Below are 26,925 nucleotides of genomic sequence, written 5' to 3' on the forward strand. Positions count from 1 at the left end.
AAGGCGTATCTGCGGCTACACTCTCCCTGTCATCGCCCGGCTTGACCGGGCGATCCAGTATTCCGAGACAGTTATGATTGAACCGAGAAGCCGCGGCGTACTGGATTCCCCGCTTTCGCGGGGAATGACAGTGGCGCTGGGAGGACGAAGCCGTCACCTCATACTCCGTCATTGCGAGCGTAGCGAAGCAATCCAGTCTGTTGCAGCGCGTCCGGGACACGGGAGTGCACGACGGCACGTCGTTCTAGCCGCCGAGTATCCTCCGGCAAGCGTCGACGAACACCTGGGCGCCAGTGACGATGTCGGCGTCAGCGGTGTTCTCGGTCCAGTGATGGCTGACGCCGCCGATCGACGGGACGAACAGCATGCCCGCGGGCATGACTGTCGCCAGCATCTGCGCGTCGTGGCCGGCGCCGCTGGGCATGCGGACGGACCGTCCGCCGGCCAAGGCCTTGCTCGCGGCTTCGATCGCGTCCTGGATGCCCGCGTTCATCATGGCCGGCGCACCGGTGCGCAGTTTTTCCACGGTGACGGTGCAGGGGCCGTTCGCGCTGACCTCAGCCGCCATGCTCCGCAGCAGCTCTTCCAGCCGTGGGACGACGGAAGGATCGTCGTCGCGGATCTGGAACAGCATCTCGGCCGCACCCGGAATGATGCTGGGCGCGCCCGGATCGAGCGCGATGCGGCCGGTGGTCCAGACCGTGCGCGGGCCGCTGGTATCGGGAAAACGCGCGTCGATCTCAACGCAGAACTTTGCCAGCGCCAGCCCGGCATCCTTCCGTGCAGCCATGCGGGTGGTGCCGGCGTGATTCTGTTCACCGACGAAATTGATCTGGTATTGCCAGATGCCGACGATGGAGGTGACGACGCCGATCGCAAGGCGACCGCTTTCGAGCGTGTCGCCCTGCTCGATATGCGCTTCCAGATATCCGACGTGCCGGCCCGGCTCGGCGGCGATACGCGGTCGTCCTGCGAGCCCCATGTCGGTGAGTGCGTCCCGCATGGTACGGCCGCTGGTGCGGTCGCGCGCGGCATCAATGTCGGCCTCGGTCACCTGCCCGACATAGGAGCGCGAACCGAGGAAGTGCCCAAAGTGTCCTTCCTCGTCGCACCAGGCGGCAACTTCGACCGCGCCTTTGAGCGAGGGATCGGCATTGAGCACGCGGGCCGCTTCGAGCGCGTAGACGACACCGAGCGGGCCGTCGAGCCAACCGGCGTAGTTCTGGCTTTCGAGGTGCGATCCCGCGAGCAGCTTGGGTCCCGACTTTGCGCTGGTGCCGAAGACATTGCCGATTCCGTCGATCGCGGCGGAGAGGCCCGCGTCGGGCAGCTTCCGTACCAGCCAATCCAGCGAAAGCTTGTGCGGCTCGGAGAAGGTCGGCTTGTGCACGCCGGTCTTGTAGGCTCCGATGGTGCGGAGTGCATTGAGATCGGCGAGAACGCGCTCGCCGTTTGCGCGCGAAGAAGTGTCAGGCATGTTCGGCAACCTTCAACGCCTCGGTACGGATCTCCTCGACCAGCCGTTCCTTCAACTGGACGAATTCGGGCGTGGTCTTGATCTTGTAGGAGCGCGGATGCGGCAGGTCCACATTGATCTCGGCCTTGATGCGGCCGGGACGCGCGCTCATGACGATGACGCGGCTGCCGAGGAAGATCGCTTCCTCGATGTCGTGGGTCACGAACAGCACGGTCTTCTGATCGCGCTCCCAGATCCCGAGCAGCATTTCCTGCATCAGGGCGCGGGTCTGGTTGTCGAGCGCGCCGAACGGCTCGTCGAGCAGCAGGATCTTCGGATCATTGGCAAGCGCGCGCGCGATCGCGGTGCGCTGCTGCATGCCGCCGGAGAGCTGTTTCGGCCAATGGTTCTCGAAGCCGGACAGACCGACCTGGCGGATGAAGGCATCGGCGATTTTGTTGCGCTCCCCCTCGGGCACGCCACGCTCGCGCAGGCCGAAGGCGATGTTCTCGCGCACGGTCAGCCAGGGAAACAGCGTGTAGGACTGGAACACCATGCCGCGGTCGGCGCCCGGGCCGGTCACCTCGCGTCCATCGAGCACCACGCGTCCGCCGGTCGGACGATCGAGGCCGGCGACGATGCGAAGCAGCGTGGACTTGCCGCAGCCGGAAGGGCCGAGGATGGTGACGAAGTCGTTGTTGCCGATCACAAGATCGGTCGGCTCCAGCGCCCTGGTCGGGGCGTTGCCGTGGCGCGCGGGAAAGGTTCGCGAGACCTGTTCGATCTTGAGGGTCGTCATGCGAGCCTCCAGGGAAACAGCCACGCGTTGAACGCCTTGAACAGGAAGTCCGAGACGAGGCCGATCAGCCCGATTACGATGATGCCGAAGATGATCTGGCCGGTATTGAGCAGCGCCTGGCTGTCGGTGATCATGTGGCCGATGCCGGAGGAGGAGCCGATCAGTTCGGCGACGATGACATAGGTCCAGGCCCAGCCCAGCACCAGCCGCAGGATTTCGGCGATCTCCGGCGCGGAGGAGGGCAACAGCACGCGGCGGATGATGCCGCGGTCGCTGGCCCCCAGCGTATAGGCCGCCTCGACCAGGTCGCGCCGCGTCGTGCCGACGGTGACTGCGATCATCAGGATGATCTGGAACACGGAGCCGATGAAGATGACGAGCAGCTTCTGCAGCTCGCCGATGCCGGCCCACAGGATCAGGAGGGGAATGAAGGCGGAAGCCGGCAAATAGCGCGCAAAGGAGACGAACGGCTCAAGGAACGCCTCGACCGGCTTGTACGCGCCCATCAGCACGCCGAACGGCACCGCGATGATGGCGGCCAGCACGAAGCCGCCGACGACGCGCCAGATCGTCATGCCGATGTCGAACAGGAAGCCCTGTTTGATGATCAGGTCGACGCCTTCCTGCACCATGGTTAGCGGGTTGGCGAGGAATACTTTCGACACGTGGCCGCCGAAGGTCGCCCAGGACCAGAGGGCAACGAACACCACGAAGAACGCAAGGCCGTAAGCCACGCGCTGCCTTGACGTCACGGGATCGAGGGGACGCATCAAACTGTCTATCCGGGCGGTGAACAAGTTTACCGGCCCCGCCGCGAGACGGGGCCGGCGGCTCCTGGGAGATTTACTTGATGTAGCTGGCGTCGAAGAGATCCTCGACCTTCGGCGCGGCCTTGATGATGCCGATTTCCAGCAGGAGGTCGGCGGCCTCCTTGTTGAAGGTCAGGAAGTCGCCGGCGAAGAATTTCTGGTTCGCGGCCTTGTCCTGCCAGCGCAGATACTTCGCCGAGTTGCCGAACGCCTCGCTGGTCTGCTTCACGTCGGCGCCCATGATCTCGTAGGCCTTGGCCTGGTCCTTGGCGATCATGTCGAGGGCCTCGAAATAGCTGTCGGCGAGCGCCTTGGCGGCCTTCGGGTTCTCGGTGAGGAATTTCGGCGTGCAGCCGAACGTGTCCATGACCATCGGATAGTCGAGCGTGGTCGCGATGATCTTGCCCTTGTCGGGTGCGGCACGAACCGTCGACAGATACGGCTCGTAGGTCATCGCGGCATCGTTCTGGCCGGAGACGAAAGCCTGCGCGGCCGCGGCCGGCTCCAGGTTCACGACGGTGACGTCCTTCACCGACAAGCCGTTCTTCTTGAGCATCCAGGCCAGCGCGAAATAGGGCGAGGTGCCGGGCGCGGAGGCCGCAACCGTCTTGCCCTTCAGATCCTTGATCGCGGCGAGATCGTTGCGCACGGCCATGCCGTCGGCGCCAAAGCTCTTGTCGAGCTGGAAGATCTGCTTGGTCGCGACGCCGTTGGCGTTCCAGGAGATCCAGGTCTCCACGGTCGTTGCCGCGCACTGGACGTCACCGGAAGCGATCGCGAGATGACGATCCTTCTGCGGAATTTTCTTGATGGTGACGTCGAGGCCGTTCTTCTTGAAGATGCCGGCTTCCTTCGCCAGCGTCAGCGGCGCGAAGCCGGTCCATCCGGAGATGCCGACGCCGACCTTGACGTCGTCGGCGAGCACCGGAGTGGAAGCTGTGAGGGCAATGATTGTCGCAAATACTTTCGAACTACGCATGATTGTCGTCCTCTTGCCGATCGATGGATTGACGTCCTGTTGATCTTGGTCGGTCCACATGGACCGTTGCCCGAAGCGTTGCACGATTTGTGCCGACATCGTCCTCTCAGCCTCCCTTGAATCGGGCGACAAGGCGGTGAGAGTCACCGGGATAGAGCAGCCGCACCGCGGTGATCGTGCGCGCGCTGCGCCAGGTATAGCGGTCGATCACGAGGCAGGGGGCGCCGACGGTGATGTCGAGCGCTTCCGCCGTGCGATCGTCCGCAACGATAGCGCTGATCGTATGCTCGGCCTCTGTCCATGGAACATGATGAAGCAGCCACGAGCCGGGCGGCTCACGCGAAAAATCCGCGGTCGCCGCATCCGGCACCGACGCGAGATCGATCAGCCTGTCCTCGACGGCGAAAGGCACGTTGTCGGCGCTGTGGCGGCAGGTGATCGCGACCACCTTGCCGGCCTTCTTGACGCCGAGGCGGTCGCGGTCGGCCGCGGTTGCGGCACGGAGCTTGCGGCCGATCAGCTCGTAGCCGTAAGCACGTCCGAGCGAGGTGATCTCGGCGCGCATGTCGGCGATCTTGAGCACGGCGGACTGATGTTGCGGCCGGCGGACGAAGGAGCCGGCACGGCGCCGCCGCTCGATCAGGTCGGCTTGGGCGAGCTCCGACAGCGCCTTGTTCACGGTCATGCGCGAGCAGCCGTAACGAGCAACCAGTTCATGCTCGAACGGGATGCGATGCCCGGGCGGCCACTCGCCGGTCAGAATGCGCTTCTCGATATCGGCGCGAATCCGTTTGTAGAGCGTGGGCTGGTCGGCCGTATCAGTGGCGAGGCTCATGCAACGAGCCTCCGCACCGATGCGTTGAATTGTTCGCGCGCGGCCTGGCGCAGTCTGTGCCGGCCGCCTTCGACGACCTTGTCGCCGCCGGCCCAGACGCAATCGATCGCGCCGCTGCCCGCGGCAAAGATCCACCCGTCGATGGCGGCGTCGCGCGCGCGTCCTGCCAGTGAGGGATGCGAGATGTCGAGCGCGACGATGTCGGCGCGCGCACCTGGCGTGAGACCGACTGACATCTGTGCCAGTGCCCGCGCGCCGCCTGCAAGCGCATGATCGAACAGCGCGCGTCCCGTCGAACGACCTGCGCCAGCAGAAAGCACGTTGCGCTCGCGGTGCTTGAGCCGTTGGCCATATTCGAGTTGGCGCAGCTCGTCGGCGACGCCGACCAGCACATTGGAATCCGTGCCGACGCCAAAGGCACCGCCGGCACCGACGAATTCGCGGGCCGGGAAAATGCCATCGCCAAGGCTTGCCTCGGTGATGGGGCAGAGGCCGGCGACAGCGCCGGTCTTGGCGAATGCGCGGATTTCCTCGGCCGTGGTGTGGGTGGCGTGAATGAGGCACCAGCGCTGATCGATGGGCGCGTGTTCCAGCAACCATTGCACCGGACGTCGTCCGGACCACGCCAGGCAATCCTCGACTTCCTTCACCTGCTCGGCGGCATGAATGTGCACCGGGCCGCCGTCCGCGAGCGGAATGATCGCCGCAAGCTCGGCCGGCGTCACAGCGCGCAAACTGTGCGGCGCGATGCCGATATTCGCGCCCGGCAATCGTTCAATCGCCTTGCGCGAGGCAGCCATCAGCGCGGAAAATTGATCAACGGTACAGATGAAGCGGCGCTGGCCGGCACGCCGTGCTGCGCCCCCAAATGAGCCATGCGCATAAAAACTCGGCAGCAACGTCAGCGCAATACCCGAGGCTTCGGCGGCCTGCGCGATACGTGCGGCCATTTCGCCGACGTCGGCGTAGGGCGAGCCGTCGCGATCATGATGCAGATAATGGAATTCGCCGACGCGGGTAAAACCCTGCTCCAGCATCTCGACATAAAGCAGGGTCGCGACCGCTGCGACGTCGTCGGGCGTCATCGCCAGCGCGAAGCGATACATCGTCTCGCGCCAGGTCCAGAAGGTGTCGGTGCTGTCGCCGCGCAGCTCTGCGAGACCCGCCATGCCGCGCTGGAAAGCGTGGCTGTGCAGGCTCGCGATTCCCGGAAGCGCGATTTCGTGGCGTTCGTCGCCGGAGATCGGGGCCACGCCCGCGGTCACCTCGGCGATCGCGCCGGCGGTGATCACCACCTGCACGTCATTGGCCCAGCCCGAGGGCAGGAGCGCGGAGGCGAAATGCAGTCGTGTCATGTTTCCATGCCGGCTGGACAGAACCGCGACACGATTATATGTCTAGACATATAAGTCAAGCATCCCAGGGCGCAGGGGCATCCGCGAAGGGACAGTTGCATGGCAGAGCGCTTCGACCGGATCTGGCATAACGCCCGGCTCGCCACGATGCGGGCCGACCGCCCCGATCTCGGCGAGATCGAGCGCGGCGTGATTGCCGCGCGCGGCGGCCGTATCATCTATGCAGGTGCGCAGACCGATTTTCCGGTGAGTGCCGATGCAGCCGAACGCATCGACTGCGAAGGGCGTTGGATCACGCCCGGTCTCGTCGATTGTCACACCCATCTGGTCTATGGCGGCAACCGCGCCCATGAATTCGAGCTGCGCCTGAAGGGCGCGAGCTACGAGGAGATCGCGCGCGCCGGCGGCGGCATCGTCTCGACGGTGGCTGCGACGCGCAAGGCAAGCGAGGCCGAACTCGCAGCACACGCGCTGCCGCGGCTCGATGCGCTGATTGCCGAGGGTGTCACCACGGTCGAGATCAAGTCCGGCTACGGCTTGGACACTGAGACTGAGATGCGGCAGCTGGCGGCCGCGCGAAGCCTGGGCCGGCAGCGGCCGGTCGCGATCCGCACGTCGTTTCTCGGTGCGCATGCGCTGCCGATCGAAGCCGGTGGCGACAAGGATCGCTACATCGATCTCGTGTGCAAGGAGATGTTGCCTGCGGTCGCGAAGGCGGGCCTCGCCGATGCCGTCGATGCCTTCATGGAGGGTATCGCATTTTCCGGGGAGCAGACGGCGCGGGTGTTCGAGACGGCGAGGCGGCTTGGACTGCCGGTCAAGCTGCATGCCGACCAGCTCTCGAACCTCGGCGGTGCTGCGCTCGCTGCGAAATTCTCGGCGCTATCGGCTGATCACCTCGAGCACACCGACGAAGCCGGTGCCGCCGCGATGGCAAAGGCTAAAACGGTGGCCGTGCTGCTGCCCGGCGCCTTCTACTTCATCCGTGAGACGCAGAAACCGCCGGTCGAGACTTTCCGCAAGCACGGCGTTGCCATGGCGCTCGCGACCGACTGCAATCCGGGCAGCTCGCCGCTGACCTCGCTCCTGCTCGCCATGAACATGGGCGCGACGCTGTTCCGGATGAATGTGGCTGAATGCCTTGCCGGCGTCACCCGCGAAGGCGCGCGAGCGCTCGGCGTGCTCGATGATACCGGCACATTAGAGGCCGGCAAATGGTGCGACCTTGCGATATGGGACATCGAGCGTCCCGCCGAGCTGGTCTATCGCATCGGCTTCAATCCGCTGCACCGCCGGGTGTGGAGGGGACAGTGACAGAGCAACGCGCGCCGATCGTCGTCAAGCCGGGAAAGGTCAGCCTCGACGATCTCGCGCGCGTGCTCGAAGGCGCATCTGCCGTTCTCGATCCCGCGTTCTGGCCGCGCGTCGACGCGGCGGCGGAGATCGTTGCAAGGGCTGCGCGAGCCGACGTCCCCGTCTACGGCATCAACACCGGCTTCGGGAAGCTTGCCTCGAAGCGCATTCCGCCCGACCAGACCGCGCTGCTCCAGCGCAATCTCATTGTCTCGCATTGTTGCGGCGTCGGTGCGGCAACCCCCGAGCCAATCGTCCGTCTGATGATGGCGCTGAAGATCATCTCGCTCGGGCGCGGCGCCTCCGGTGTGCGCCGCGAGGTGATTGAACAGTTGCAAGCCATGCTGGCGCGGCGCGTCTCACCGCTGGTGCCGCAGCAAGGTTCGGTCGGTGCTTCCGGCGATCTCGCGCCGCTCGCGCATATGACCGCTGTGATGATCGGCGAAGGGCAGGCGATCGTCGACGGCAAGACCGTATCGGGCAGCGAGGCGCTAGCCGCAGCCGGCCTGACGCCACTGACGCTCGGTCCCAAGGAAGGGCTCGCGCTGATCAACGGCACGCAATTCTCCACCGCCTACGCCGTCTCCGGCGTGCTGCGCGCATTTCGCATGGCCCGCGCCGCGCTCGTCACCGGCGCGCTGTCGGTCGATGCGGCGATGGCCTCGACGGCGCCGTTCCGCCCCGAGATCCAGGCGCTGCGCGGTCATTCCGGACAGATCGCGGCGGCGGCAACCCTGATGGCGCTGCTCGACGGCAGCGACATCCGCCTGTCGCATCTCGAAGGCGACGAGCGCGTGCAGGATCCCTATTGCCTGCGCTGCCAGCCGCAGGTCGCGGGTGCTGCGCTCGACCTGATCGTGCAAGCGGCGCGGACGCTGATCGTCGAGGCCAATGCCGTCACCGACAATCCGCTCGTGCTGGTCGAGACCGGCGAGATCGTCTCCGGCGGCAATTTCCACGCCGAACCGGTGGCCTTTGCCGCGGATACCATCGCGCTCGCGCTGTCGGAGATTGGCGCGATCAGCGAGCGGCGCATTGCGACGCTGGTCGATCCAGCGCTCAATTTCGGTCTGCCGCCGTTCCTGACTCCCGATCCCGGTATCAATTCCGGCTTCATGATCGCCGAGGTGACGGCGGCGGCGCTCTATGCCGAGAACAAGCAGCGCGCGGCCGCCTGCTCGATCGACTCGACGCCGACCAGTGCCAACCAGGAAGACCACGTCTCGATGGCCGCGCATGCTGCACGACGGCTGTCCGACATGGCCGACAATCTCGCTGCTATCCTCGGCATCGAGCTCCTGGTCGCCGCCCAGGGCATCACGCTGCGCGCGCCGCACGCGACGAGCGCGCCGCTCGTCGCCGTTATTGCCGCACTGCGCGAGCAGGTGCCGGCGCTCGGCGCCGACCGCTACATGGCCGGCGATCTCGCCAAGGCTGCAGCGCTGGTCGAAGCCGACGCGCTGCCGGCTGCGGCGCTCGCCGTACTTTCAACTGACCCGTTTCCGACGCTTGCCTGACGAGGTGTTCCGCATGAACCGCCGACTGGACAATGACCGCACCATCCGCGCGCCCCGCGGCAGCGAAATCAGCGCCAAGAGCTGGCTGACGGAAGCGCCCTTGCGCATGCTCATGAACAATCTCGATCCTGACGTTGCAGAACGTCCGAGCGAGCTCGTCGTCTATGGCGGCATCGGCCGCGCCGCGCGTGACTGGGAGAGCTTTGACCGGATCGTCGCTTCGCTGCGAGAACTCGAGGACGACCAGACGCTGCTGGTCCAGTCCGGCAAGCCGGTCGGCGTGTTCCGTACCCATGCCGATGCGCCGCGCGTCCTGATCGCCAACTCCAACCTCGTGCCGCACTGGGCGACGCTCGACCATTTCAACGAGCTCGATCGCAAAGGCCTGATGATGTACGGCCAGATGACGGCGGGTTCCTGGATCTATATCGGCAGCCAGGGCATCGTGCAGGGCACCTACGAGACTTTTGTCGAGGTCGGGCGTCGCCATTATGGCGGCAGCCTCGCCGGCAAATGGATTTTGACAGCCGGTCTCGGCGGCATGGGCGGCGCGCAGCCGTTGGCTGCGACCATGGCCGGGGCTTCGATGCTGGCGGTCGAATGCCAGCCGAGCCGCATCGAGATGCGTCTGCGCACCGGTTATCTCGATCGCCAGGCCTCCACGCTCGACGAGGCGCTTACGATCATGGCGGAGGCGGCGAAGACGAAGAAGGCGGTCTCGGTCGGCCTGCTCGGCAATGCCGCGGAGATTTTTCCCGAGCTTGTCCGCCGCGGCGTCAAGCCCGACATCGTCACCGACCAGACCAGCGCGCACGATCCGATCAACGGCTATTTGCCGAAGGGCTGGACACTCGCCGAGTGGGAAGTCAAGCGCGCCGCCGATCCCAAGGCCGTGGAGCGCGCCTCGAAAACCTCGATGGTCGAGCACGTCCAGGCCATGCTGGATTTCCATGCCCAAGGCATTCCGACGCTCGACTACGGCAACAACATCCGCCAGATGGCGCAGGACATGGGCCTGAAGAACGCCTTCGATTTTCCCGGCTTCGTCCCCGCCTATATCCGTCCCTTGTTCTGCCGCGGCGTCGGGCCGTTCCGCTGGGCCGCGCTGTCGGGCGATCCCGAGGACATCTTCAAGACCGACGCCAAGGTCAAGGAGCTGATGCCTGACGACAAGCACCTGCATAATTGGCTCGACATGGCCAGGGAGCGCATCAAGTTCCAGGGCTTGCCGGCACGGATCTGCTGGGTCGGGCTAGGTGATCGCGATCGCCTGGGCCTTGCCTTCAACGAGATGGTGGCGCGCGGCGAATTGAAGGCACCCATCGTGATCGGCCGCGATCATCTCGACAGTGGCTCGGTGGCGAGCCCCAACCGCGAAACCGAGGCGATGAAGGACGGGTCGGACGCCGTGTCCGACTGGCCCTTGCTCAACGCGCTGCTCAATTGCGCCAGCGGCGCGACCTGGGTGTCGCTGCATCATGGCGGCGGCGTCGGTATCGGCTATTCCCAGCATGCCGGCATGGTGATCGTCGCCGACGGTACGCCTGAAGCGGCGAAGCGGATCGCGCGCGTGCTCTGGAACGATCCCGCCAGCGGCGTCATGCGCCATGCCGACGCGGGCTACGACACCGCGATCGAATGCGCCCGCGACAAGGGGCTCGATCTGCCGAGCCTGGCGACATAGCCAGGCTCAGTCGCGCGCCAGCAGTCTCGGCATCGTCGTCTTCGCACCGTCCATGAAAGTCTGGACGGCATCGCGGACGATCACGTCGAGATCGGCCGGGATTGGCGTCGCATAGATGAATTTGCGGATGGCGAGATAGAAAATGCGGCCGTGCAGGCCCCAGAACAGCTCAGTCTCGCGCTCGCCGAGCGGATGCACCTTTGTTTCGGGCAGCTTCAGGTCGCGGCGCAGCTCGTCGGCCGCCGGCTCGATGATCTCGCGCCTGATGATGTCGAGATAGCGGCCGGTGATGCCGAACGACTTCATACCGGAGAAGACGAAGATCCGCACCCAATTATACTCGAACACGCGCTCGACATAGTCGAGATAGAAGCGTGTCAGCCGCGCCTCCAGTGATAGTGAGCGGTCGCGGATCATCGGACCCCAATCGGGCGACCAGCGGCTGAGATAAACCTCCTGATAGACTCGCTCGATCAGCGCTTCCTTGCTCGGGAAGTGGCGATAGATCGCGGAGTGGGTGATGCCAAGGCGCTTGGCGAGCTCGCGCGTCTGCCCCTCGAAGCCGCGCTCGGCAAAGAATCGGATTGCCTCGTCCAGGATTGCGCGCTCGCGGTCGGCCGCACGCATGTTGCGGCGCTTGGGCGCGGACTTGCTGCCTGTCCCGGTCCGCCTTCGGACCGGTCGCTTTGTCGTTTTCTGCGCTTTTCGGGCCATTTCGTCGCTGAATCGCACGTCCAATCGTCTTCATAGCCCAACGCGCATTTGTAACCAAATGGTCATTTCCTGTTGACCGGCTTCTGACGGCGTGTCAGGATTTTGAGACCAGATGGTTACAAATCTGGCGTCCCGGCTGATGAGCCGAGGGATCTGAGGAAACGGCGGTGAAGGCGAGGGCTTTCAGCTATTTTCGCGCTGCGACGATCGACCAGGCGTTGGACGCTCGCGCGCGCGCCGGCGACGATGCGCGTTTCATTGCCGGCGGCCAGAGCCTCGTGCCGGCGTTGTCGCTGCGGCTGCAGGCGCCACGGCTTCTGATCGATATCACGCACATTTCCGAGCTGCGCGGCGTCAGGCGTGAAGGCGGGTATTTGCGCATCGGCGCGTTGACGCGCCATTGCGAGATGCTGAGCGAGCCGCTGATCGCCGAATTCGCGCCGCTGTTGCATGCGGCTGCGCCCTTCGTCGCCCATCCCGCGATCCGCAACCGCGGCACGTTCGGCGGCAGTGTCGCGCACGCCGATCCGGCTTCCGAATTTCCGGCGATGACGTTGGCGCTCGGTGCCGAGATCGAGATTATCGGCCCTTCCGGCGGCCGGCGCGTCAAGGCCGATGACTTCTTCGTCGACTTGTTCGAGACAGCTTTGCAGCCCGGTGAGCTGATCACCGCGGTCTTCGTCCCGCTGTTCAAGGCCGATCAGCGCTTTGCGTTTGACGAATTGGCCCGGCGCCGCGGGGATTATGCGCTGGTCGGTTGCGGCATGCTCGCGACCTCCACCGGCGAGCGCATCGACGACATACGGATCTCGTTCTTTTCCGTCGGCAATACGCCGACGCGGGTGAAGGGAACGGAGGCTACGCTCATCGGCTCGAGCCTTGGCGCCGAACGCATCGCCGCAGCGCAGGCGGCGCTCGAAGGCGATCTCGCGCCACCTGATAGCGACGAGGTGCCGCCGGCGATGCGGCTGCATCTCGCCCGCGTTCTGCTCGGGCGCATGCTCGGACGTCTCGGAGAGCGCGCATGAGCGGCTTCGACGAATCCCTTCTGGACGATGCGGACGAGACCGTGCGCGTTCGCTTCGTCGTCAATGGCCGCAAGGTCGCCTGTGAGGTCGCGCCGCGCGAGACGCTGGTCGACTGCCTGCGCAACGCGCTCGAGCTGACCGGCACGCATGCCGGCTGCGAGATGGGCGCCTGCGGCGCCTGTCTCGTGCAGCTCGACGGCCAAGCCGTCCACGCCTGCCTGATGTTCACGGTGCAGGCTGACGGTGCCAGGATCGATACGATCGAAGGGCTCACCGAGAGCGGCGTGATCGCCGACCTCCAGGCCGAATTCCACCGCCGCAACGCTCTGCAATGCGGCTTTTGCACGCCGGGCATGCTGGTCAACGCGCACGAATTGCTTTCGCGGGTGACCCAGCCCAGCCGCGAGGAAATTCGTGACGCGCTGTCGGGCAATTACTGCCGCTGCACCGGCTATGAAGCGATCGTGGATGCCATCGACGCCGTGGCTAAAGCGCGCAGCGAAAGCGGAGGCGCGACATGAGCGCGCCGCTGACCTCGCTCGATCGCCCGAATTCCTATATCGGCCGCTCCGTGCCGCGCCCCAACGCCAAGCGGCTGCTCGCCGGGCGCGGGCGCTATGTCAGCGACCTCAGGCTGCCGCGGATGCTGCATGCCGCGTTCCTGCGCAGCCCGCATGCGCATGCGAAGATCATCTCGATCGATGTCGCGCAGGCGCGCGCGCTCGAAGGCGTGCATCTCGTCGCGATTGGTGCCGATCTCGCAAAGATCTGCACGCCCTGGACCGGCACACTCGACCATTTCAAGGGAATGACCTCGGCACCGCAATTACCGCTGCCGCTCGACCGCGTGGTCTGGGCCGGGCAGGCGGTGGTTGCAGTCGTTGCCGAAAGTCGAGCGATCGCCGAGGATGCGCTGGAACTGATTGAGATCGACTACGAGGACCTTCCCGTCGTCGCCGATATCGACAGCGCGCGTGAGGCCGGCGGGCCGCTGATCAATCCCGGCAGCGGCAACAACGTCTGCTTCCGCAGCCAGCTCGACAACGGCAGCGTCGACGACGCCTTTGCGCATGCGGCCCATGTGGTGGAAGAGGAATTCTGTTTCGGACGCCATACGGCTGTGACGCTGGAGCCGCGCGCCATCGTCGCCGAATACGATCCCGCAGCCGGTGCCCTCACCGTGCATCACGCGACACAGACGCCGTATCAGTTCCAGGACCTCTATTCGCGCCATTACGGCATCCCGGAGGCCCGCGTTCGCGTGATCGCGACCGACATCGGCGGCTCCTTCGGAATGAAGCTGCATGTCTATCACGAGGACATGGCCGTGGTCGGCCTCTCGATCCTGCTCGGCCGTCCCGTCAAATACGTCGCCGACCGCATGGAGTCCTTCGTCTCCGACATTCACGCCCGCGACCACCGCGTCCGCGCCCGGATGGCGCTTGATGCCGAGGGCGAGATCCTGGCGATGGACGTGCTGGACCTGACCGCAATCGGGGCGTTTTCGACCTATCCGCGGACAAGCGTGGTGGAGGGCAACCAGGTCATCCGCCTGATGGGCGCGCCTTACCGCTTCAAGAACTATCGCGCGACGCTCGAGGTGATCTTCCAGAACAAGGTGCAGACCAGCCAGTATCGCGCCGTCGGCCATCCCATCGCCTGCGCCGTCACGGAGCGGCTGGTCGACATGGCCGCGGTGAAGCTCGGTCTCGATCCCCTCGCGATCCGAGCGCAGAATTTGATCGCTGATGATGCCTATCCGCAGACTTCGCCGACCGGCTACCGTTTCGAGGCGCTATCGCATCAGGCCTGCCTGAAGCGGCTGCACGAGATAATGGATTATGATGCGCTGCGCGCCGAGCAGGCCGAGTTGCGCAAGAGCGGCGTCTATCACGGGATCGGCATCGCGGCCTTTGTCGAGATCACCAATCCAAGTCCCGCGTTCTATGGCGTTGGCGGAGCCCGTATCTCCTCGCAGGACGGCGCGATCCTCAGCCTCACGCCATCAGGCGAGGTGCGCTGCCTGATCTCGGTCACCGAGCAGGGGCAGGGCACCGAGGCGATCATCAGCCAGATCGTGGCGGATCAGCTCGGGCTCGCGCAGGAGCACGTCAAGGTCATCACCGGCGATACCGAGGTGACGCCGCACGGCGGCGCCACCTGGGCCTGCCGTGGCGCCGGCATCGGCGGCGAGACCGCGCTTCAGGCCGCGCGCGCGCTCAGGCGCAACATCCTGGAGATCGCCGCGCTCATCCTCCAGGAGCAACCATCGGCGCTCGACATCATCGATGGCGAGGTCGTCGACGCCGGCACACGAAACCAGCGGATGCCGATCTCCGAGATCGCGCGCATTGCCTATTTCCGCTCCGATACGCTGCCGCCGGGCACGCAGGCCCAGCTCACCGTGAGCCATCATTTCGCGCCACAGGGCTATCCGTTCGCCTTCACCAACGGCATCCAGGGCTGTTCGCTGGAGGTCGACGTCGAGACCGGCTTCATCAAGATGTTGAAGCATTTCATCGTCGAGGATTGTGGCCGGGTCATCAATCCGATGCTGGTGGACGAGCAGCTCCGCGGCGGCATCGTGCAAGGACTGGGCGCGGCACTGTTCGAGGAATGCCGCTACAGCGAGACGGGCCAACTCGTGAACGGCTCGCTCGCCGACTACCTCGTCCCGATGCCGATGGAGATGCCCGACATCGTCATCGCCCACGTCGAGACGCCGACTGCCGACACGGAGCTTGGCGCCAAGGGGTGCGGCGAGGCGGGGACGGCGGCGGCGTCGGCCTGTGTGCTGAACGCCGTCAACGATGCGCTCACACCGTTCAATGCGACCATCAATTCCATCCCGATCACGCCCGCAAAAGTCCTGAAAGCCCTGAAGCGATTCTAGAAAAAAGATAGTTGGAGGAAATCATGCCCAAGTCCGGTTCGACCCTGAAAATATCCCGCCGCACCGCACTCGCCGGTCTTTCCGCAAGCGCGGCGTTGCTCGCCATGCCGCGGCTCGGCCGCGCCGCGGACGAGACCATCCGCATCGGCTTTCCGACCCCGCTGACCGGCCCGTTCGCTGCGGAAGCGCGCGACCAGGTCAAGTGCGCCGAGCTTGCGGTCAAACTCGCCAACGACAAGGGCGGCATCGGCGGCCGCAAGGTCGAGCTGCTTGTGCGCGACGACAAGCTCAATGCCGGCGAGGCCGCTACCCGTACGCTGGAGCTGATCGAGAAGGACAAGGTTCACGCCGTGGTCGGCGCGCTCTCCAGCGCTGTGCAGCTGGCGGTCAATGAGGTCACCCGCGCCCGCGGCGTGATCTACGTTTCGATCAGCCAGTCCGACACCATCAATGAGGCCAAGGATTTCAGCAAATACACCTTCCATGAAGCGCTGAACCCGCACATGACGACCGCCGCCGTGGCACGGCAGACCCTGAAGAAGGGCATGAAGGTCGCGCACCTCGTCGCCGACTATGCCTATGGTCATGAGATGCTGCGCGGCTTCAAGCGTGCGCAGACGGCGATCGGCGCCGACAATGTCGGCGAGATCCTGCATCCGTTCGGCGCTGCCGACTATTCCACCTTCATGCCGCGCCTGATGTCGCTGCGGCCGGACGTGCTCTGCATCTCCAATTTCGGCCGCGACCAGGCCAATGCGATCAAGCAGGCGGTGGATTTCGGCGTCAAGCAGCAGATGAAGATCGTCGTGCCGGTGATCCTGCACAACCAGCGGCTCGCGGTCGGCCCCGACGTGTTCGAGGGCGTGGTCGGCGGCGCCAACTATTATTGGGGCCTGGAGACGCAGAGCAAGTCCGCTGCTGCTTTCAACGCCGCCTTCAAGGCAGCCAATGGCGGCGCGATCCCGACCGATTACGGCGCCTACGGTTATGCCGGCGTCGGGTCGTTGCTGGCGGCCATGCAAACCGCGGGTGGCACCGATACCGACAAGGTGGTCGATGCCCTGGAGAAGCTGCAATACGACCTGACCAAGGGTCCGCAGCATTACCGCAAATGCGACCACCAGTCGGTGCAGCCGGTGCTGGTGCTGGAGTCCAAGAAGAAGTCCGCCATGGCCAACGACAACGATCTGTTCGCCATTCTCGCCAACGACACGGGTTCCGACGACATGCTGCGCAGTTGCAGCGAGCTGGGCCACGCGACCTGAAGCCTGGGCAATGGACCTGTCGTTGATCATCATGCAGCTTCTTTCCGGGATCGCCCTTGGGGCGGTCCTGGTGATCACTGCGCTTGGACTGACGATCGTGTTCGGCATGCTCGGGGTGGTCAATTTCGCCCATGGCGCGCTGTTCATGATCGGGGCCTATGCGGGGCTGTATCTGGCGTCTCTCACCGGAAGCTTCTGGTGGGGATTGCTGCTGGCGCCCATCCTGATCGGCGGCTTCGGCATGCTGATCGAGTACGTCCTGATCCGCAGGCTCTATGGGCGCTCGATCGACGATCCGCTGCTGCTCACCTTTGGCCTCAGCTACATCCTGGTCGAGGGCGTGCGGATCGTGTTCGGCAGTGACGGCATCCCGTTTCCGACCCCGCCGCAGCTGATCGGCGTGCTCGATCTCGGCATCGGCTTCTTCCCGCGCTACCGCCTGTTCGTCATTGCGCTGGTGGCGGTGGTGCTCCTGGTGCTCTGGCTGACGCTGGAGAAGACGCGGATCGGCTTGATCGTGCGCGCGGGCGCCCGCGATCCAACCATCATGCAGGTGCTCGGGGTCGACATCGGCCGGGTCTGGCTCGCGATCTTCGGGCTAGGTGTCGGGCTGGCCGCGCTCGGCGGCGTGCTCGCGGGTCCCATGCGTAGCGTCAATCCGGAGATGGGCTCGCTGGTGCTGGCGGAAGCCTTCGTGGTGACCGTGATCGGCGGCCTCGGGTCGATCGTCGGGGCTGTCGTCGCAGGCCTCATGGTCGGCATCTCCATCAGCCTGGTCGCGTTGTTCGCGCCGGAGATGGCCACCATCGTCATGTTCGCGCTGATGGCCGTGGTGCTGCTGATCCGTCCGCAGGGCCTGTTCGGCATCAGAGGGAGGACCGCGTGACCTCACCATCGAGCGGCGAAGCGGTCGCCAAACCGTCGTCCAGCGGGCTCGGCCGGCTTCTCGACCAACGCGTGTTGCTCTCCATCGCGGTGCTGGCTGTGTTGCCCTGGCTGCTGCCGTCCCAGGCGCTGGCCGTCAACGTCCTGATCTACGGCGTCGTTGTGATGGGCTACAATCTGCTGTTCGGCTACACCGGGCTGTTGTCGTTCGGCCAAGCGGCCTTCTTCGGCGCTGGCGCCTACTTCACCGGCATCGCGATCGGCCGTTACGGCGTGCCCTGGTTCGCCGCGGTGCCGATCGCCGTGCTGCTCAGCACCGGCCTCGCCGCCGCGATCGGCATCGTCTCGACGCGCACCCGCGGCATTTACTTCTCCATGGTGACGCTTGCGCTGGCCCAACTCGTTTATTACGTGGCGCTCCAAGCCTCGTCCTTCACCGGTGGCGAGAATGGCCTGCGCGGCTTTACCGTCGATCGCATCAGCCTGCTCGGCTTCCCCGTCAATTTCCTCGACCCCGTCAACAAATATTATGTGCTGATGGCCTTCGCCGCATTGGCCATGTGGTTCCAGTCGCGCATCCTGAACTCGCCCTTCGGGGCCGTGATCGAGGCAATCCGCGAGAACGAGCAGCGGGCGCGGGCCTGCGGCTATGACGTCGAGCGCAGCAAGCTGATCGTGTTCATGCTGTCGGGCGCGATCTCCTCGCTCGGTGGCTGCATGCTGGCGCTACATCTGTCGATCGTGCCGCTCGACATCCTGCACTACCAGACCTCGGGCATGATCGTGATGATGGTGCTGCTCGGCGGCGCGCGCAGCTTCTTCGGGCCGTTCGTCGGCGCGGCGGCGTTTCTGATCCTGGAGGACGTCATCTCGGTCTGGACCCCACACTGGCAGCTGTTCGTCGGCGCGATCTTCGTCCTGTTCGTGCTGTTCCTGCCCAAGGGCATCTGGGGCACGCTGCTCGACACACTGGGTGTCGGAAAGGCGCGGCCATGAGCGGCGAATTGCTTCGTGCCGAGGGGATCGGCAAGCACTTCGGCGGCTTCGTCGCGCTCGAAGGCATCACGGTGTCTTTTGCGGCCGGACAGCTCACCTCGATCATCGGGCCGAACGGCGCCGGCAAGAGCACGTTCTTCAACATCCTCTCCGGCGCGCTGACACCGACGTCAGGCAAGCTGCACTTCAGGGGACGCGAGCTGAACGGCCTGCCGCAGCATCGGTTCGTGCATCAGGGCATCTCGCGCTCTTACCAGATCACAAACATCTTCCCGGACCTGTCCGTGCACGAGAACGTTCGCGTGGCGGCGCAGGCGTTGACCGTGAGTTACGACATCTGGCGTAACCGCGCTCGACTTACAGAACTCAATGCCCGTGCCGATGCTGCGCTCGAGGCGGTCGGGCTGCTGGGCAGGCGCGCCGAACTGGCGAAATTCCTGGCGCATGGCCAGCAGCGCGCGCTGGAGATCGCGATCGCGTTGGTCTCGGAGCCGGAGTTGCTTCTGCTCGACGAGCCGACCGCCGGCATGGGGCCGGAGGAGACCAAGGACATGGTCGCGCTGCTCGAACGGCTCGCCGAGAAGCGTACCGTGCTTCTCGTCGAGCATAAGATGAAGATGGTGCTGGGCCTGTCCGAGCGTGTCGTTGTGCTGCATCATGGCCGCCTGCTTGCGGACGGCGCCCCCGATGAGATCAGGAGCAATCCGGAGGTCCGCAGGGTCTATCTCGGACAGAGTGAAGGCTATGGCTGAGACCGCACTGCTCGAAATCAAGGATCTCCACGCCTGGTATGGCGCGAGCCACGTCCTTCACGGCATTTCCTTGCATGTGCAGCCCGGCGAGGTGGTTGCCCTCGTGGGCCGCAACGGCGCCGGGAAGACCACCACGCTGCGGTCGATGATGGGCCTGATGCCCAAGGCGACGGGTCGCGTGTGCTTTGCGGGCCGGGAGCTTCTGCAGCTTCGCGCCCATCAGCGCTTCCATCTCGGTCTTGCCTACGTCCCCGAGGAGCGCCGCATCGTCCCCGGTCTCTCCGTGCGCGAGAACCTTCGTCTCGGCCTTGTCGCGGCAGGAAGCGACATCGATGAGCGCGTGGCGATCGACGAGATCGCCGAGACCTTTCCGCGCCTGAAGGAGCGCCTCGACCAGGAGGGTGTCACGCTGTCAGGCGGCGAGCAGCAGATGCTGGCGATTGCACGCGCCTTGATCGCGAAGCCGAAGATGCTTCTGCTCGACGAGCCGTCGGAAGGCATCATGCCTGTCCTGGTCGAGGAGATGGGTGTGCTGTTCCGTCGCCTGCGCGACGAGGGCAAGACGCTGCTCCTGGTCGAGCAGAACGTCGAATGGGCGCTGCGGCTCGCTGATCGTGCCGTGATCATCGATCAGGGCGAAGTCGTGCATCAAAGCAGCGCGGCGGCGCTGCTAGCGGACAAGGACATCCAGGAGCGCTACTGCGCGGTCTGACGTTAGGCCACGACCCTGGCTCCGGCGCCGCCGAGGCGCTGGCGTTCCTTTGCGAGATACTCGTCGATCGCGTCGCCGTGCATGGGCTTTGCGAAGTAGTAGCCCTGGATGAAGTCGCATCCCAGCCGGCGCAGGGTGTCGAGCTGAGCGCGAGTCTCGACGCCCTCGGCGACGCAGGCGATCTCCATGTCGTCACAGAGGCCCGTGAGGGACTTGATGATCTTGTGGCTCACTGGATTGTCGTTGACGTCGGCGATGAAGCTGCGGTCGATCTTGATCTTGTCGAGCGGCAGCCAGTGCACGTGGCTCAGCGAGGAATAGCCGGTGCCGAAATCGTCCAGCGAAATGCCGCAACCCATCGCCTTCAATGCCGCGATCGACTGTTGTGCGCGCACGAAATCGAAGGTAACGGCGGTCTCGGTGATCTCGAAATCGATCCGGTGCGGCGGCAGCCCGCTCTTCTCGACGATGGTGATCAGCGGCAGGATCCCCTCGGGCGAGCAGACGTCGTGGGCAGACAGGTTGAACGACAGGCGGATGTGGTCGGGCCAGGTCCTGGCCGTCGCGAGCGCGCGCACCAGCAGCGCCTGCGTCAGCGGCCGGATCAGGCCGATGCGCTCGGCGGCCGGAATGAAGTCGGCCGGCGAAACCAGGCCGAGGCGGGAGCTGTGCCAGCGCGCCAGGACCTCGAAGCCGGCGGTGTGCTCGCTCATGGCGTCCACGATCGGCTGGAACACCAGGTCCATCTCGGTGCTGAAATCGGCGGTGCGCAGCAAATTCTCGATGACGCCGCGGCTGCGGATCTCGGCCTCGAGCTCGCTCGAGAAGATCACGGTGCGGCCGCGCAGATGGCGCTTGGCGTGATAGAGCGAATAGTCGGCGCATTCATAGAGCGCTTCCGCCGTCGTTGCCGATTGCGGGAATAGCGCGAAGCCGATCGAGCAGGACAGCCCGGTATGGGCGGTGTCGAGCTGGTAGGGCAACTTGACCTGTTCACCGATGCGTTCGCCGAGCCGCATCAGATCCGCATCATCGGGGTCGCCGCACACCACGAGGCCGAACTCGTCGCCGCCCAGCCTGGCGAATTCCACCCGCTGCGGGCCGAAGCCCTCGCAGACCTCGCGGATGCGCCGGCCCGCCTCGATCAGAACGCGGTCGCCGACAGAATGGCCGTAATTGTCGTTGATCGGCTTGAAGCCGTCGAGGTCGATGATCCCGACAGCGACGCGAACTTTCCTGCGCTCGGCGTCAGCGAAAGCACTCGACAGCTCGGCGAAGAAGCGGCGGCGGTTCGGCAGTTCGGTCAGGGAATCGAGGTTGGCGAGGCGGAAGTTCTCGTCCGAAAGGGCCTGGGTGGCTGCCTGCTGGGCCAGCAGCGATTTGCGGCTGGCGACAAGATCGGCGAAATCACGATAGTAGATGAACAGCACCGTCACCATTGCCCCCGACACGAGCAGATTGTTGACGGCGATCGCCTTCAGCGTCGGCTCGCCGGTGGCCCAGAAGAACAGCACATAGGGTACGTCGACGACCAGCGTCACGATCAGTGCCGCCGAACGCAGATGCATCAGCGAGAAGATGCAGCCGATCACCGTCACCGCCATATAGAAGGCCACCTGACTCTTGGCGAAGGGATCGCCGTAGGGATACAGGGCAAACGACCAGACCGTAAAACCCGCGGCGATCGGCGCCGCGATCCAGTTGGTGAGGCGCAGGTTGCGCAGGATGTCGGCGTCGTTGCGGACGACACGGCGCTGGCGCAGCCACCAGAATGTGCGAAAGCCTGTCATCGCGATCAAGACGGCGGGCACGATCATACTAAGAGAGGGCGGTGCCAGCGGCACATAGGTATAAGCCACCGCGATCGTGTTTGTGATCAGGATGAAATAGAGCAGCGGGATCTGTTTGGAGAAAGCGTCGAATTGCGCGCGCATCAGCTCCGGATTGTCGGCCGGTACCCGAAACAGCTCTACAACGGCGGCGAGATGAGACTTAAAATTGGTGACAGGCATTGCAATACGAGCCCCGGATCCCCTTCAAAACGCCGGCGATCTTGCACGGCGGGGGTAAAGGGGGCGTTAGATTGGACTCCTCGCGAGAGGTTCGACGTGCCGCGAATCTTCTCGATACGCGCACCGGTGAGGCTGCGTTAACGATATCCGGGCGGCGGAAGTGCGGGGATTGGCTGAAAGAGCTTGCATAATTGCGGCTACGCTCTGCTAACCATGTGCGCCAACGCATCCTATTGTCGCACCGACAAGGGTGCGAGCCGGCATGCCGGATTCACCCCTCCCTCAGAGAGGGAGAGGTGAAGATAGCTCAAGACGGTCGCTATTTCTTCTCCAGCGCCGCCGTCTGCTTGGCGAGCTGCTTGTCGAAATCCTCCGACAGGGTTGTGGCGTAGGTTGCGAGCTCACCCGGCTTGACGAACGGGTTCGGCGCGCCGTCCTTCATCTCCGCGCGCTTGGCCTGCATGCCATAGACTTCGGGATGCGGCCCGAGCAGCACGTCGATCTTCATCGCCTTCACCTTGGCGTATGTCGCACGATAGTCGTCGACGATGCCGGCATGGGTCGGCTGGCCGACCAGCCGGTTCAACGCCACCGTGCCGCTACAGAAGAACAGCACCTCGCGGTCCTGATTGCCTTCCTTGGCGGTCATCTCCCAACTCGTGCAGCCAGGCGAATGGCCGGGGGTGGCGTGAGCCGTCAACGTGGTGTCGCCGAGCGTCACCTTGTCGCCTTCCTTCACGGCACGATCGACCTTCACCGCCGGGAACGCGAGATCCTCGTTCTTCTCGTCGCCGGGATAATAGCCGCCTTCCAGCAGTGGCTTGTCGCGCTCACCCGCCACGAGCTGTGCGCCGGTCTCCTTCTTGATCTCGGCGAAGCCGCCGGTGTGGTCGAAATGCGCGTGCGTGTTGAGGATGATCTTGATGTCCGAGACCTTGAGACCGAGCTTTGCGATGTTGTCCTTGATCATGCCGGTGGATTCCGGAAGCGCCGTATCCATCAGGATCAGGCCTTGCGAGGTCTTGATGACGTAGACGGCGATGCCATCGGTGCCGACATAGTAGATGTTGCCGATGAGCTGGAACGGCTCGAACGGCGTGGTCCATTTCTTGGTGACCGCCGCCAGGAAGTCCTTGACGGTCTGCGCCTGCGCGCCGGTTGCGAGGAACGCCAGCGCGCACAGCGCGGCCGTGAGCTTCTTCATGGTTTGTCTCCCGGGATTGTTCTTGCAGATTGTTCTTGTCGTCTTGATCGGGCGCGGCCTTTGCGTGGCCGGCCGGCAAGCTACGTCGTGCGAGGTGCGGCAGCAACGGTCACATGGCTGGAAAATTTCGTGGCATGCGCGGAATAACCGTGCCTGTCCGTTTTGAGCATGGCCGCCATTGCTGCAACGCGGCCGGCTGGGGTTTGACCGCGCGGACGCGGCTCGTCATACTTTGCGCAAGGCGAGCCAGAAAGACTCGTCGGTACCGGGAGCTGAAATGACCAATTCGTTGTCCGTCTTTGCGGGGACGCTGATTTCCCTCGTCTCCTTTACTTCGATTGCCTTCTCCCAGCCGGCCTGCGTCACCCAGAACATGGCTGTGCCGCCTGGGGCCAACACCACCGACAAGGCCGGCCCGTTCTTCATCGATAAGGCGGGTCTCGACTTCAAGACGACGCCTCCGACGCGCGATCCCTCCAATCCCAATTATCCACGCGCCACTGAGCTTCCTGACGGAACGCTGCCGCCACCGGATGCCGAGGGCAATTTCATCATCGGCCCCACCCACAATGCTGCGCCGGAGACGATCGCGAAGGAGGGCGTGCCGCGCGGGACGACAAAATCCTTCACGCTCTCGTCGAAGGAGAGCACCATCTACAATCCGGGTCTGATCCGCGACGATCTTGCCGGTTGCACCAATTCCTCGATCATGACGACCGTGACGGCGCCGGACGACAAGTCGCATATGATCGTCACCACCAGCCATCCTGGCGTCTGGTCGCGCGCCATCGACGTCTATGTGCCGGCGCAATATGTGCGCGGCAGCGAGGCGCCGTTCATCGTGGTCGGCGACGGCGGCTCCAACGCCTACAAGGATCTCGCCACCACGCTCGACAATCTGATCGCGCAGCGCCGCGTGCCGCCGATGATCGCGATCCAGATCGGCAATGGCGGGCAGGACGCGCAGGGCAGTCAGCGCGGCCGCGAATATGACGCGGTGTCAGGCGCCTACGCGCAATTCGTCGAGCGTGAAGTGCTGCCGCTGGTCGAAAAGAACGCCGACGTCAGGCTGACCAAAAATCCCGATGGGCGTGCGACCATGGGGTTGAGTTCGAGTGGCGTGGCGGCCTTCACCATGGCGTGGTTCTATCCCGATCTCTATCACCGCGTGCTGGCGTTCTCGCCGACCATGGTCAACCAGCAATGGCCGCACGACCCGTCGCTGCGCGGCGGCGCCTGGGAATATCACAGCGCATGGACGGGGCCCGCCACACCCAATCTCATCTCCAAGGCGGGCGTGCTCACGCCGGCCGAGCCGCCCGGCGTGCCGCTGATCGTTGCTGCGCCGACCAAGCCGATCCGTTTCTGGTTCTTCGGCGGCGACCAGGACTTGTTCTATCCGAACCCTACCATTCCCGACGGCATGCACGACTGGACCCTCTCCAACGCGCTGATGGCCAAGGTGCTGGCGGAGAAAGGCTACCACTATCAGTTTCTGTTCGTGCGCAACGCCAAGCACGTCGACCGTCCCACGATCGCGCAGACGCTGCCGTCGGCGCTGGAGTGGGTCTGGAAGGGCTATCCGATCCCCTGAGCGAAAGTGGCCTAGCGCCCGATCGTCACGCCGGCGGTCGAGCGCATGGCGTCCTTGAGGCTCGTCGCGTTCTTGTCGTCGAGGACCTCTCGCGTCAGCACGGTGGTTTGGCCGGGCGTGTTGATGATCGTCTCTCCGCGCGAAGAGGAGAGGCGGTCGGCCTTGTAGGGTGAGGCCTGATCGGTAGCAGGCGCATGGCGCTGCCGCTTGCCGGCCTCTGCAAACGATGCCTGCGAGACACAGAGGGTGGCGATCACGACCAGTCGCAATGATTTCGCGGGCATGTGATCTCCTGCGTTTGCGGATGTCAGTCTAGCACATCACGCGCATCGTCGCCCAGGATAACAGGGATCAGGCGAGAGCGGCCTGGCGTTCCCGCGTTGGTTCGCGGACCCGCTCGAGTTTTCCAGGCTCGGCGAGGGAGGTGAAGCTGCGATAGCCCGCCTGCACGGGCGCCTCAACGAGGACACCCTCGCAGACGATCTGTCCGCCGAGCATCCTGAATTCGAGCTTGTCGTAGCGCGGCATCGTCTCGCCGGGCGCGGGCGGCAGCAACCCGACGCTCCCCTGAATGTTCAGCGTGGCATCACCGGCGCCGTGGAGGCGCGGATTCCACATCCTGATCCCGGTCTCCGCCCAACGCTGTCGGACCAGCGCGGCGCGGTCGGCGGGTTCTACGGCTCTCACGCGAGCTTTCGGTGCACTCGGGATCTCCGGAGCCGGAGACACCAGGGCCGGAGTCGGCTCGATAGTCGTGACGACGCCGGGCGTCTCGGTGGAGTCTTCCGCGGCGCCGGGGGAGGGATCGCTGTCGATGCTGTCCTCTGGGACATGCTCCGGCGAGACTTCGCGATCGGCGAACGCGACACACGTGTTGTCGAGAACCGAGCGAGTATCCACGTCAACGACGGGCGCGGCGGCGTCGACCGGAGCGACCTCGACCCCGACATCGGCAGACGAGACCTTCTCCGCGACAGCGGGCTCAACGTCGGCCGCGAGTTCGGAAGATAGATCGTTGTTGCTGATGAGTTCGGGAACGTCGACCGGCTCGCGCTCGACGTCGATGATCGCGACCGAAGCTCCCTCCACGACGATCGGCTCGACTTCCGCCACCGTCTCCCGGGATGATTCGTCGCTGCCGCTGACATCGGCTGGCGCTTCCGGCGGGCTCTCCGCGATAAGAGGGCTGGCGGTATCGTCTTCGGTGGCGGAAGCCGCGACCGCGTCGTCGCAGTGCGCCGGATCCGCGCTGATGCCGGTGTCGAGAGCCGGTGCAGCTTCTGCAATTTCTGCAATAATGGGGGGCGAGGCGTCTGCGGTATCAGGCGCGACGTCGATGCTGCCGCCGTGCGGCGAGGGCCGGAGCCGGGTGAACGCCCATTTCACCGCGGGGATGCGGCGCAGCAACGATATCAGTCTCGAAAGCACTGGGAGTTGTCCAAGAGGTACTCGGCTTGAGGCCATCGCTGATTCGCCAGCAATGTAAAAATCCCCGGCTGTCACACTGATGTCAATGTGGGTGGGACCAATTGCAGAACATCAGAGCGCGCGGCTGCGATTTCGCCGGCGTGGCTGCGGGCCCGCCACCTTCACGCACGACATCGACAAGCTTTGACGGCACGAAGACTTCTGGAGAGGGGACGTTCGCCCCTCTCGAGACTTCTGATCGACGCAAGCTTACTTTCCGGAGCCCGCGCCGCCGCCGGCCTGGCTACCCATGTTGTTCGTGTTGCTGCCACCGGTGCTCGGAGCCTGCTTGCCCTTGCTGTCGGCGGCCTCGTTCTGCATGTTCGACGACGTGCCGGTCGTCATGCCCTTGGTCGCGGGGCCTCGCGAGGAAGGACCGACGTCGCCTTGGCCGGATGCAGCTTGGCCGGATGCGCCGGGAGCGGGTTGTGTCTGTGCGAAGGCGCCGCCGGTCGCCAGCGCCATGATGCACGCAGATGCCAAAATGATCCTCTTCATCTGGTTGTCCTCCTGGGTTGACTTAAAGACAACTTGCGCGCGGAGCGGACGTTCCTCACAGGGGAGCGCCGCGAGGATCATGACCAAGCGCGTTGCGGCAATGTCGGGGGTTCCCTGC

24 protein-coding genes are annotated in these 26,925 nt (G+C 64.8%); 12 read left to right on the forward strand and 12 right to left on the reverse strand.

What is annotated here, in order from left to right:
• Positions 1-244 precede the first annotated feature (244 nt).
• The 6 genes from C7G41_RS32600 to C7G41_RS32625 all read right to left on the reverse strand — a co-directional run bounded on the left by C7G41_RS32600 (position 245) and on the right by C7G41_RS32625 (position 6,233).
• The gene (locus C7G41_RS32600; RefSeq protein ID WP_106946381.1) at positions 245-1,477 is read right to left on the reverse strand and encodes a Zn-dependent hydrolase; all 1,233 of its coding nucleotides are present in this window, start codon (positions 1,475-1,477) and stop codon (positions 245-247) included.
• Positions 1,470-2,255 carry an ABC transporter ATP-binding protein gene (locus C7G41_RS32605; protein ID WP_199198733.1) on the reverse strand — a complete coding sequence of 262 codons (786 nt, stop codon included), beginning with the start codon at positions 2,253-2,255 and terminating at the stop codon, positions 1,470-1,472. Before C7G41_RS32605 ends, C7G41_RS32600 begins: the two co-directional genes overlap by 8 nt.
• Complete coding sequence (locus C7G41_RS32610) at positions 2,252-3,025, reverse strand: ABC transporter permease (protein ID WP_007601313.1); 774 nt, start codon at positions 3,023-3,025, stop codon at positions 2,252-2,254. The genes C7G41_RS32605 and C7G41_RS32610 overlap by 4 nt, the downstream gene beginning before the upstream one ends.
• A gap of 73 nt (positions 3,026-3,098) precedes the next feature.
• Positions 3,099-4,043 (reverse strand): ABC transporter substrate-binding protein, encoded by a 945-nt coding sequence (locus C7G41_RS32615; RefSeq protein ID WP_106946447.1) that lies wholly within the window; start codon positions 4,041-4,043, stop codon positions 3,099-3,101.
• 106 nt (positions 4,044-4,149) lie between these two features.
• Positions 4,150-4,878 carry a histidine utilization repressor gene (gene hutC / locus C7G41_RS32620; protein ID WP_106946382.1) on the reverse strand — a complete coding sequence of 243 codons (729 nt, stop codon included), beginning with the start codon at positions 4,876-4,878 and terminating at the stop codon, positions 4,150-4,152.
• Positions 4,875-6,233, reverse strand: a complete 1,359-nt coding sequence (locus C7G41_RS32625) for a formimidoylglutamate deiminase (RefSeq protein WP_106946383.1) — start codon at positions 6,231-6,233, stop codon at positions 4,875-4,877. Before C7G41_RS32625 ends, hutC begins: the two co-directional genes overlap by 4 nt.
• 99 nt (positions 6,234-6,332) lie before the next feature.
• Between C7G41_RS32625 and hutI the strand changes: the two genes are divergently transcribed.
• The 3 genes from hutI to hutU are packed head-to-tail and all read left to right on the forward strand — an operon-like array spanning position 6,333 to position 10,787.
• Positions 6,333-7,547 carry an imidazolonepropionase gene (gene hutI, locus C7G41_RS32630; RefSeq protein WP_106946384.1) on the forward strand — a complete coding sequence of 405 codons (1,215 nt, stop codon included), beginning with the start codon at positions 6,333-6,335 and terminating at the stop codon, positions 7,545-7,547.
• Complete coding sequence (hutH, locus tag C7G41_RS32635; RefSeq protein WP_106946385.1) at positions 7,544-9,103, forward strand: histidine ammonia-lyase; 1,560 nt, start codon at positions 7,544-7,546, stop codon at positions 9,101-9,103. Before hutI ends, hutH begins: the two co-directional genes overlap by 4 nt.
• A gap of 13 nt (positions 9,104-9,116) precedes the next feature.
• Entirely contained in the window at positions 9,117-10,787 is a 1,671-nt protein-coding gene (hutU, locus tag C7G41_RS32640) for a urocanate hydratase (protein WP_106946449.1), read from the forward strand.
• 6 nt (positions 10,788-10,793) lie between these two features.
• On the opposite strand, the gene C7G41_RS32645 is transcribed toward hutU, so the two are convergent.
• On the reverse strand, positions 10,794-11,414 hold the full coding sequence (locus C7G41_RS32645; protein ID WP_199198734.1) for a TetR/AcrR family transcriptional regulator: 621 nt from the start codon (positions 11,412-11,414) through the stop codon (positions 10,794-10,796).
• Positions 11,415-11,668: 254 nt separating this feature from the next.
• Here C7G41_RS32645 and C7G41_RS32650 point away from each other — a divergent pair, with 254 nt between their 5' ends.
• From C7G41_RS32650 to C7G41_RS32685, 8 genes are read left to right on the forward strand one after another with little or no spacing between them, the layout of a single operon-like run.
• Positions 11,669-12,529 (forward strand): xanthine dehydrogenase family protein subunit M, encoded by an 861-nt coding sequence (locus C7G41_RS32650; protein WP_106946386.1) that lies wholly within the window; start codon positions 11,669-11,671, stop codon positions 12,527-12,529.
• Positions 12,526-13,050 (forward strand): (2Fe-2S)-binding protein, encoded by a 525-nt coding sequence (locus C7G41_RS32655; RefSeq protein ID WP_106946387.1) that lies wholly within the window; start codon positions 12,526-12,528, stop codon positions 13,048-13,050. Before C7G41_RS32650 ends, C7G41_RS32655 begins: the two co-directional genes overlap by 4 nt.
• Positions 13,047-15,422 carry a xanthine dehydrogenase family protein molybdopterin-binding subunit gene (locus C7G41_RS32660; protein WP_106946388.1) on the forward strand — a complete coding sequence of 792 codons (2,376 nt, stop codon included), beginning with the start codon at positions 13,047-13,049 and terminating at the stop codon, positions 15,420-15,422. The genes C7G41_RS32655 and C7G41_RS32660 overlap by 4 nt, the downstream gene beginning before the upstream one ends.
• Before the next feature lie 23 nt (positions 15,423-15,445).
• The gene (locus tag C7G41_RS32665; RefSeq protein WP_106946451.1) at positions 15,446-16,687 is read left to right on the forward strand and encodes an ABC transporter substrate-binding protein; all 1,242 of its coding nucleotides are present in this window, start codon (positions 15,446-15,448) and stop codon (positions 16,685-16,687) included.
• Between the two features lie 10 nt (positions 16,688-16,697).
• The gene (locus C7G41_RS32670; protein ID WP_106946389.1) at positions 16,698-17,573 is read left to right on the forward strand and encodes a branched-chain amino acid ABC transporter permease; all 876 of its coding nucleotides are present in this window, start codon (positions 16,698-16,700) and stop codon (positions 17,571-17,573) included.
• A complete protein-coding gene (locus C7G41_RS32675; protein WP_106946390.1) occupies positions 17,570-18,568 on the forward strand; it encodes a branched-chain amino acid ABC transporter permease in 999 nt (332 codons plus the stop codon). Before C7G41_RS32670 ends, C7G41_RS32675 begins: the two co-directional genes overlap by 4 nt.
• Positions 18,565-19,320 (forward strand): ABC transporter ATP-binding protein, encoded by a 756-nt coding sequence (locus tag C7G41_RS32680; RefSeq protein ID WP_106946391.1) that lies wholly within the window; start codon positions 18,565-18,567, stop codon positions 19,318-19,320. Before C7G41_RS32675 ends, C7G41_RS32680 begins: the two co-directional genes overlap by 4 nt.
• Positions 19,313-20,032, forward strand: coding sequence for an ABC transporter ATP-binding protein (locus C7G41_RS32685; RefSeq protein WP_106946392.1), 720 nt, complete (start codon positions 19,313-19,315; stop codon positions 20,030-20,032). Before C7G41_RS32680 ends, C7G41_RS32685 begins: the two co-directional genes overlap by 8 nt.
• Positions 20,033-20,034: 2 nt before the next feature.
• On the opposite strand, the gene C7G41_RS32690 is transcribed toward C7G41_RS32685, so the two are convergent.
• Positions 20,035-22,044 (reverse strand): bifunctional diguanylate cyclase/phosphodiesterase, encoded by a 2,010-nt coding sequence (locus tag C7G41_RS32690; protein WP_106946393.1) that lies wholly within the window; start codon positions 22,042-22,044, stop codon positions 20,035-20,037.
• Between the two features lie 319 nt (positions 22,045-22,363).
• On the reverse strand, positions 22,364-23,248 hold the full coding sequence (gene blaBJP, locus C7G41_RS32695; protein WP_106946394.1) for a BJP family subclass B3 metallo-beta-lactamase: 885 nt from the start codon (positions 23,246-23,248) through the stop codon (positions 22,364-22,366).
• Between the two features lie 277 nt (positions 23,249-23,525).
• Between blaBJP and C7G41_RS32700 the strand changes: the two genes are divergently transcribed.
• A complete protein-coding gene (locus C7G41_RS32700) occupies positions 23,526-24,842 on the forward strand; it encodes an esterase family protein (RefSeq protein WP_106946395.1) in 1,317 nt (438 codons plus the stop codon).
• Positions 24,843-24,853: 11 nt separating this feature from the next.
• Here C7G41_RS32700 and C7G41_RS32705 read toward each other — a convergent pair whose 3' ends face one another.
• From C7G41_RS32705 to C7G41_RS32715, 3 genes are all read right to left on the reverse strand, one after another.
• A complete protein-coding gene (locus C7G41_RS32705; protein ID WP_106946396.1) occupies positions 24,854-25,126 on the reverse strand; it encodes a TonB-dependent receptor plug domain-containing protein in 273 nt (90 codons plus the stop codon).
• A gap of 67 nt (positions 25,127-25,193) precedes the next feature.
• Positions 25,194-26,249, reverse strand: a complete 1,056-nt coding sequence (locus C7G41_RS32710; RefSeq protein WP_106946397.1) for a hypothetical protein — start codon at positions 26,247-26,249, stop codon at positions 25,194-25,196.
• 270 nt (positions 26,250-26,519) lie between these two features.
• Positions 26,520-26,807, reverse strand: coding sequence for a hypothetical protein (locus C7G41_RS32715; protein ID WP_106946452.1), 288 nt, complete (start codon positions 26,805-26,807; stop codon positions 26,520-26,522).
• Positions 26,808-26,925: the final 118 nt, after the last annotated feature.

Origin of the sequence: Bradyrhizobium sp. MOS002, assembly GCF_003020115.1 — a bacterium.
In the GTDB taxonomy this organism is placed as follows: Bacteria; Pseudomonadota; Alphaproteobacteria; order Rhizobiales; family Xanthobacteraceae; genus Bradyrhizobium.